This window comes from Nocardioides sp. (assembly GCF_030149505.1).
Classification (GTDB): Bacteria; Actinomycetota; Actinomycetes; order Propionibacteriales; family Nocardioidaceae; genus Nocardioides.
Genome location: NZ_JASBRN010000039.1, coordinates 43,031 through 50,472 on the forward strand (window position 1 = coordinate 43,031; position 7,442 = coordinate 50,472).

The following is a 7,442-nucleotide window of genomic DNA, read 5'->3' on the forward strand; positions in this document are numbered from 1 at the left end:
GGGCGGCCGGTGAGGGCGATCCTGCTGGCAGGTGGCATCTCGCTGCTCATCTCGCTGCTCGGCACCCGCTACGCCATCCGGCAGTTCACCCGCCTCGGCTACGGCCAGGAGGTCCGCGACGACGGGCCGACCACGCACCACGTCAAGCGCGGCACCCCGACCATGGGCGGGGTCGTGCTGATCGCCGCCAGCGTCGTGGGCTACTTCGCCGCGAAGCTCATCACGATGACCCCGCCGAGCGCCTCGGCCTGGCTGCTGCTGCTGCTCTTCGTCGGCACCGGGCTCGTCGGCTTCCTCGACGACTTCATCAAGATCTACAAGCAGCGCAGCCTCGGCCTGCGCAGCAAGGCCAAGATCGTCGGCCAGACCGTCGTCGGCCTGACCTTCGGCGTCCTCGCGCTGAGCCCGGCGCTGGAGGACGAGCGCGGCCAGCGGCCGGCGTCGTTCTCGCTCTCCTTCATCCGCGACCTCGACAGCTTCGTGCTGCCGATGGTCGTCGTGCTCGCGCTGATCCTGCTGATGGTCATCGCCACCAGCAACGCCACCAACCTCACCGACGGCGCCGACGGTCTGCTGACCGGCTGCAGCGTGATGGTCTTCGGCGCCTACACCATCGTCAACATCTGGCAGAACAACCAGTGGTGCGGCCAGGCCGACATCGCCTACGGCAAGTGCTACGAGGTGCGTGACCCGCTCGACCTGGCGGTCATCGCGGCCGCCATCACCGGGGCCTGCTTCGGCTTCCTGTGGTGGAACGCCGCGCCCGCGCAGATCTTCATGGGCGACACCGGCTCGCTTGCGCTGGGTGCCGCGCTGGCCGGCCTGGCGATCCTGACCCGCACCGAGCTGCTGCTGATCGTCCTCGGTGGCGTCTTCGTCATGGAGACCGTCTCGGTGATGCTCCAGGTGACCTGGTTCAAGGCGACCCGCAGGATCACGGGGACGGGCAAGCGGCTCTTCCGCATCGCCCCCATCCACCACCACTTCGAGATGGTGTGGGAGGAGATCACCGTGGTCATCCGGTTCTGGATCCTCACCGGTCTCTGCGTCGCCGGTGGCCTGGGCATCTTCTACGCCGAGTGGGTCGCGGGCACGTGAGCCGCCACCGGGCCCGCCGCGACCTCGACGGCCTCGGCCAGACCGACTCCTGGGACGGCGTGCGCGCCGTCGTCGCCGGCTTCGGCGTCTCGGGCTTCGCCGCGGCCGACAACCTGACCCACCTCGGTGCCGCGGTGACCGCGCTCGACGAGCGGGCCGAGGGCAAGGAGGAGAAGGCCGAGCTGTTGGAGGTGCTCGGCGCCGACGTACGCCTGGGGCCCGGCACCACCGCTGCGCTGCCCGCCGACCTCGACCACGTCGACGTGGTCGTGACCTCGCCTGGCTGGCGGCCCGACAGCCCGCTGCTGGTGGAGGCCCGCGAGCGCGGCATCCCGGTGTGGGGCGAGGTCGAGCTGGCCTGGCGGCTGCGCCACCCCGACCACGCCACCCCGTGGCTGGCGGTCACCGGCACCAACGGCAAGACGACCACCGTGCAGATGCTCGACGCGATCCTGCGCGCCGCGGGCCTGCGCAGCGTCGCCGCCGGCAACGTGGGGCTGCCCCTGGTGGAGGCGGTGATGGACCCCGTGCCGCACGACGTGCTGGCCGTGGAGCTGTCCAGCTTCCAGCTGCACTACACCGACTCCATGAGCGCGGAGTCCGCGGCGGTGCTCAACGTCGCCGAGGACCACCTCGACTGGTACCCCTCCATGGACGCGTACGCCGCCGACAAGGGCCGCGTCTACGAGCGCGTCCAGCGGGCGTGCGTGTACAACGTGGCCGACCCCGTCACCGAGCAGCTGGTCCGCGACGCCGACGTGGTCGAGGGAGCCCGCGCGATCGGCATCGCCCTCGGCATGCCCTCGGTCGGCATGATGGGACTGGTCGAGGACATCCTGGTCGACCGCGCCTTCATCGAGGAGCGCAGCACCAGCGCCGCCGAGCTCTGCACGGTCGCCGACCTGCCCAGCCACGCTCCGCACGTGGTGTCCAACGCCCTCGCCGCCGCGGCCCTGGCCCGGGCCCACGGCGTCTCGCAGCAGGCGGTGCGCGACGGCCTGCGCGGCTTCCGGCTCGACGGTCACCGCATCGCGGTGGTGGCCGAGGCCGACGGCATCACCTGGGTCGACGACTCCAAGGCCACCAACCCGCACGCGGCGCTGTCCTCCCTGCGCGCCTACGACCCGGTCGTCTGGGTCGCCGGCGGCCTGGCCAAGGGCGCCCGCTTCGACGAGCTGGTGCAGGCCGTGCGCGACCGGCTGCGCGGGGTCGTCCTGCTCGGCCGCGACGCCGACGTCGTCGCCGAGGCGCTCGCACGACACGCCCCGGATGTGCCCGTCATCCGGGTCGGGAACGATGAGACTGGTGTGACAGGTGGTGACCACGGTCCGATGGGACGCGTCGTCGCGGCCGCAGCCCAGCTCGCCCGACCCGGCGACACGGTCCTGCTGGCCCCGGGATGCGCCTCGATGGACCAGTTCACCCACTACGGCGCCCGCGGTGACGCGTTCGCCGGGGCCGTGCGGGAGCACCTCGCCGGCTGAGCCCCAGCACGAGCGCCACAACCAGGGACAGGACGGGAGGGCCCGGCGTGAGCACCACCGCCGACGAGACCCGGATCGTCCCCGCTCCGGCCCGGGCGCGGGACGGGCACCGGTTCGCGGGCCTGGCCGCCGCCCGCGAGGCGCTGGACAAGCCGCTGACGTCGTACTACCTGCTGCTCGGGGCGTCGGCCCTGCTGCTCACCATCGGCCTGATCATGGTGCTGAGCGCCTCCAGCGTGTACTCCTTCCGGCTCAACGACGGCGACTCCTACGCCGTGGTGCGGCGCCAGCTGATGTGGCTGCTCATCGGCCTCCCGGCCGCGTTCGTGGCCTCGCGGCTGCCGCTGGGCTTCCTCAAGCGGATCTCGGTCTGGGCCTACGTCGGTTCGCTGGTGCTGCTCTTCCTGACGATCTTCCTGGGCAAGGAGATCAACGGCAACCGCAACTGGCTCGGCGTCGGACCCGTGGCGATCCAGCCGGCCGAGATCGCCAAGCTGGCCCTCATCCTGTGGGCGGCCACGGTGTACGCCAACAAGGAGCGCCGGCTGGGCAACCTGCACCAACTGGTGGTGCCCGTGGTGCCCGGCATGTTCCTGGCCACCGGCCTGGTCGTGGCCGGCCGCGACCTCGGCACCGCACTGGTCTTCGGCGCCATCCTCATGGGCATGCTGTGGGTCGTCGGCGCCCCGATGCGCTTCTTCGTCATGACCTTCGGCGTCGTCGGCACCATCGCCGCGGGCTTCGCGGTCACCGACGGCGAGCGCTGGTCGCGCCTGACCACCTTCATGAACCCCTTCGAGGACTACCTCGACACCGGCTGGCAGCCCGCCCACGGTCTCTACGCCCTCTCCAGCGGCGGCTGGTTCGGCGAGGGCATCGGCGCCTCCCAGCAGAAGTGGGGCGACCTGCCCGAGGCGCACACCGACTTCATCTTCGCCGTGCTCGGTGAGGAGCTCGGGCTGGTCGGCACGCTGCTGGTCGTCGGGCTCTTCCTCACCATCGCCTACGCCGCGCTGCGGGTCGCCCTCGGCACCCGGGACCCGTTCGTCCGCTACGCCACCTTCGGCATCGTGGTCTGGCTGCTGGGCCAGATGATGATCAACGTCGGCATGGTGCTGGCGCTTCTCCCGGTCATCGGCGTCCCCCTACCGCTCATCTCCTACGGCGGCTCCTCCCTGCTCCCGTCGCTGACCGCACTGGGCCTGCTCATCGGCTTCGCGCGCCGCGAGCCCGAGGCCGCCAAGGCGCTCGCCGCGCGGCGTCGGTCACGCTCCACCGGTGTCTCGGCGGGTCGTCTGCCCTGAGCGTCGGGCAGCGAACCTAGGGTGGCCCCGATGCGCATCCTGCTCGCCGGCGGCGGCACCGCCGGCCACACCTCGCCCCTGCTCGCGACCGCCGACGCCCTGCGCCGGCTGGACCCGGAGGTCGAGATCACCTGCCTGGGCACCGCCCGCGGCCTGGAGACCACGGTCGTCCCGGCCGCCGGCTACCCGCTCGAGCTGGTGCCGCCCGTGCCGCTGCCCCGGCGCCCCGGAGCCGACCTGCTGCGGGTGCCGGGCCGCCTGCGGGCCGCCGTGCGGGCGACGTACGACGTGCTCGACCGCGTCCGCCCCGACGTCGTCGTCGGGTACGGCGGCTACGTCTCGGTGCCGGCGTACCTCGCTGCCCGCCGTCGGGGCGTCCCGGTCGTGGTGCACGAGCAGAACGCCCTGCCCGGCCTGGGCAACAAGCTCGGCGCCCGGGTCGCCCGCCGGGTCTGCACCAGCTTCCCCGACACCCCGCTGCGCCACGCCGAGTACGTCGGCCTCCCGGTCCGCCGGATGATCGCCACCCTCGACCGTGCGGCCGTCCGCGCCGAGGCACGGGCGTTCTTCGGCCTCGACCCCGACCGTCCGACGCTGATGGTCACGGGCGGCTCGCAGGGCGCGCAGAGCCTCAACCGGTCCGTCTCCGGTGCGGCCGCAGCGCTCGCCTCCGCGGGCGTGCAGGTCCTGCACGTGCAGGGCAAGCACGGCGGGGCCGAGCCGGGCCCGGCGACTCCCGGTGCGCCGCCGTACGTCGTCCTCGACTTCTGCGACCGGATGGACCTCGCGCTCGCCGCCGCGGACCTCACGATCTGCCGCGCCGGTGCCAACAGCGTGGTCGAGGCGGCCGCGACCGGGCTGCCGGCGGTCTTCGTGCCGCTGCCGATCGGCAACGGGGAGCAGCGCCGCAACGCCGCCCCCGTCGTCGAGGCCGGGGGAGCGCTGCTCGTCGAGGACGGCGACCTCACCACCGACTGGGTCGTCGAGCACGCCGTGCCGCTCGTGACCGACCCCGCCCGGCTGGCGGCCATGGGCGCGGCCGCCGTGGCGCTGGTGCCGCGCGACGCCGACGAGGCGCTGGCCCGGATCGTCCTCGAGGTCGGGGGAGGGGCCCGATGAGGCTGCCCGTACCCGACGAGATCCTCCCCGCCGACCGTCTCGGTCGGGTCCACTTCGTCGGCATCGGCGGCGCCGGGCTCTCGGCCATCGCCCGGATCATGGCGATGTCCGGGGTCGAGGTCACCGGCTCCGACGACGCCGAGACCCCCTTCCTGCCGAGCCTGCGCGAGCTCGGCGTGACCGTGCACCGCGGCTACGCCGCCGAGCACCTCGGCGACCTCGGCCACGGCGACTCCGTGGTCGTCACGACCGCGGCCCGCGAGGACAACCCCGAGGTGCTCGAGGCCCGGCGCCGCGGGCTGCGGCTGCTGCCGCGCTCGGCCGGCCTGGCCGCCACGATGGCCGGGCGCCGGGTCGTCGCCGTCGCCGGCACGCACGGCAAGACCACGACGACCTCCCTGCTGACCTGCGCCCTGCTCGCCTGCGACGCCGACCCGACGTACGCCGTCGGCGGCCTCCTCTCGGCCACCGGCCGCAACGCCGACGCCGGCGCGGGGCCGCTCTTCGTCGCCGAGGCCGACGAGTCCGACGGTGCGTTCCTGGTCTACCGCCCGCACGCCGCGATCGTCACCAACGTCGGCGCCGACCACCTCGACCAGTGGGGCACCGAGGAGGCCTACCGCCAGGCCTTCGTCGACTTCGCCGGCACCGTCGACCGCGACGGATTCCTCGTGCTGTGCACCGACGACGACGGTGCGCAGACGCTGGCCGCCCAGGTGGGCGACGACGGTCGCGAGATCGTCACGGTCGGCGAGCGGCCCGGTGCCGACCTCGAGGTACGCGACGTCGTGCTCGAGGGCAGCACCTCGGCCTTCACGGTCGTCCACGACGGCCGCGAGCTGGGCCGGGTCTCGCTGCGCATCCCCGGGCGGCACTACGTCCTGGACGCCGCCTGCGCCCTGGCTGCCGGGCTGCGGCTGGGCCTGCCCTTCGACGGCTTGCGCGCCGGCCTGGAGTCCTTCACCGGCACCGGCCGGCGGATGGAGCCCAAGGGCGAGGCCGGCGGCGTGCGGGTCTACGACTCCTACGCCCACCAGCCGATCGAGATCGCCGGTGACCTCGAGGCCGCACGCTCCCTGGCCGGGAGCGGGCGGGTCGTCGTGGCCTACCAGCCGCACCTGGTCTCCCGCACGTGGCTCTTCGGTGCAGCCATGGGGGAGGCCCTCGGTGCGGCCGACGAGGTCGTCGTCCTCGACGTCCACCTCGCCCGCGAGGACCCGGACCCCGCCGTGACCGGCGCGCTCGTGGCCGATGCCGTCCCGCTGCCCGCCGAGCAGGTCGCCTTCGTCCCCGACCAGGCCGACGTCGCCGCCGAGCTGGTGCGCCGCGCGCGCCCGGGCGACGTCGTGCTCACCCTCGGTGCCGGCAGCGTGACCGAGGTCGGCCCCCAGGTCCTGGCACTGCTGCGCGCAGGGGAGCGCGCGTGATCCAGGACGTGCCCCGGGGAGCGAGCGAGGTCCGTGCGCGGCGGGCGTTCGCCCGCCGCCGGTGGGCCCGGCGGTGGCTGTCGTGGCGGCGGGCGCTGCTGGCGCTCGCGACGCTGCTCGCCCTCGGCCTCGGTGCGTACGCCGTGTGGTTCTCCTCCTGGCTGGCCGCCGAGCAGGTCACCGTGGCCGGCGCCTCGCAGCTCGCGCCGGACGAGGTCGAGCAGGCTGCCGGCGTACCTCTCGGGGAGCCGCTGGCCCGTGTGGACCTCGACGCCGTCCGGACCCGGGTCTCCTCGCTGGCCATGGTCTCCGAGGTCGACGTCGTGCGCCGCTGGCCCCACACCGTGGCCATCAGCGTCGTGGAGCGCCAGGCCGTCGCCGTCGTGCAGATCGGCACCGCCCTGCGCGGCCTGGACGCCGAGGGCGTGGTGTTCCGCGACTACGCCACGGCCCCGCCCGACCTGCCCCGCGTGCAGACCGCCTCGGGCGCCAGCTCCGAGGCGCTGCGCGAGGCCGCCGCAGTTGTCTCCGCCCTGCCCGAGGACCTCGCACCGCGGGTGGACTTCGTCTCGGTCGCCAGCATCGACCGGATCGAGCTCGCCCTGCGCGACGGCCGCACCGTGGTGTGGGGGAGCGCGGAGGACTCCGAGCGCAAGGCCGAGGTGCTCGCCGTCCTGCTCACCCAGGACGCCCGGGTGTACGACGTCTCCGTGCCCGCCACCCCCACGACCCGCCAGTGACCCGCTGACCCGTCGCCAGCTTCCCGGTGACTCGTCGCCAGGGACCGAGCGGTGGGCGCTGGTCCACCGCTCACTCGGCACGGATTCGACCCTGACTCGGGCTCTTCTGCTGCATGTGTGGGTGCTGTGATCGCGCCTGAATGAGCGCACGCCGTTCTCTGTCTAGGTTTCTGAGCTGTCGAAGAACAGTCACCAGGAGCAGGAGAACGGCGTGCGTGAACGCAGCCTATGGCGTGCCTTGCTGGGTATCGAGAAGACCGTCATCGAAGC

The 7,442-nt window shown here is 73.4% G+C and carries 6 protein-coding genes; all 6 read left to right on the forward strand.

What is annotated here, in order from left to right; translation table 11 throughout:
- Positions 1–9: 9 nt before the first annotated feature.
- From mraY to Q1V71_RS07420, 6 genes are read left to right on the forward strand one after another with little or no spacing between them, the layout of a single operon-like run.
- Positions 10–1,098, forward strand: coding sequence for a phospho-N-acetylmuramoyl-pentapeptide-transferase (mraY, locus tag Q1V71_RS07395; protein WP_300642413.1), 1,089 nt, complete (start codon positions 10–12; stop codon positions 1,096–1,098).
- Complete coding sequence (gene murD, locus Q1V71_RS07400; protein WP_300642416.1) at positions 1,095–2,582, forward strand: UDP-N-acetylmuramoyl-L-alanine--D-glutamate ligase; 1,488 nt, start codon at positions 1,095–1,097, stop codon at positions 2,580–2,582. Before mraY ends, murD begins: the two co-directional genes overlap by 4 nt.
- A 47-nt stretch (positions 2,583–2,629) precedes the next feature.
- Positions 2,630–3,886: a putative lipid II flippase FtsW gene (ftsW, locus tag Q1V71_RS07405; RefSeq protein WP_300642419.1), complete on the forward strand. Its 1,257-nt coding sequence runs from the start codon at positions 2,630–2,632 to the stop codon at positions 3,884–3,886.
- A gap of 30 nt (positions 3,887–3,916) precedes the next feature.
- Positions 3,917–5,005 carry an undecaprenyldiphospho-muramoylpentapeptide beta-N-acetylglucosaminyltransferase gene (gene murG / locus Q1V71_RS07410; RefSeq protein WP_300642422.1) on the forward strand — a complete coding sequence of 363 codons (1,089 nt, stop codon included), beginning with the start codon at positions 3,917–3,919 and terminating at the stop codon, positions 5,003–5,005.
- Entirely contained in the window at positions 5,002–6,432 is a 1,431-nt protein-coding gene (gene murC / locus Q1V71_RS07415) for a UDP-N-acetylmuramate--L-alanine ligase (protein ID WP_300642426.1), read from the forward strand. Before murG ends, murC begins: the two co-directional genes overlap by 4 nt.
- Complete coding sequence (locus Q1V71_RS07420) at positions 6,429–7,172, forward strand: FtsQ-type POTRA domain-containing protein (RefSeq protein WP_300642429.1); 744 nt, start codon at positions 6,429–6,431, stop codon at positions 7,170–7,172. The genes murC and Q1V71_RS07420 overlap by 4 nt, the downstream gene beginning before the upstream one ends.
- Positions 7,173–7,442 lie beyond the last annotated feature (270 nt).